Here is a 642-nt window from a genome sequence, read left to right on the forward strand (position 1 = left end):
GATTGTTGGCGGCATCCCAATACAGCAGGTCACCCAGGCCGACGACGTCGGTGCCCAGCTTGGCGACTGCAAATACGCCTTCGGCGGTGATCGCGCCAGTCTCTCCGACGGCGATGTCGGCCAAGGCGATGGCGATGCGCTTGCCGATCACCACCACCGCACCGGATGCGACAGCGGCAGTGGCCGTGTAGCTCAGGACGTTACCTTCTTGAATATAGTTCTTGGCCATGATGGCTCCTATGTCGTGGATTGGTGCGCCGCCGCAGCGGCGCACTCGGTCTGCGCGGTTTAGGCGCCCGGGTTCTTGGCCATGGTGCGGAAGTCGAGCGCCTTGACGCCCGCATCCATGCGCACCTTGAATTCGACGCCATCGACGTGCCAGCCGTTTTGCTGCTCCAGCGTCGGCGCTTCGTTGCCGTCGAGGTATTGCACTTCGATGCAGTCATGCTGGTCCTTGCTGGCTACGCCGTACCATGCCGTAGCGGAGTTCGCATCCAGGCGGGCGTCGGCCACGACGTCAAAGGTGCTGCGCACACTGTTGGGCACAGTGTTGTTCTTGTTGGCCGCGCCGACTTCGAACTCGCTCTCGCGCACCACATTGGCAGTGCCGCGCAGCGCGCGCGGAACGATCAGCGTTTTCAC

Annotated in this window: 2 protein-coding genes; both read right to left on the reverse strand. The window is 63.1% G+C overall.

What is annotated here, in order from left to right:
* Positions 1–229: capsid cement protein (locus tag AC0V2Y_RS28570; protein WP_475418473.1), on the reverse strand; the 229-nt coding region annotated here is incomplete at its 3' end.
* Between the two features lie 59 nt (positions 230–288).
* Positions 289–642 (reverse strand): phage major capsid protein (locus tag AC0V2Y_RS28575; RefSeq protein WP_475418474.1); only part of this gene is annotated, 354 nt, incomplete at its 5' end.

It is taken from the genome of Janthinobacterium sp. BHSEK (assembly GCF_056174685.1).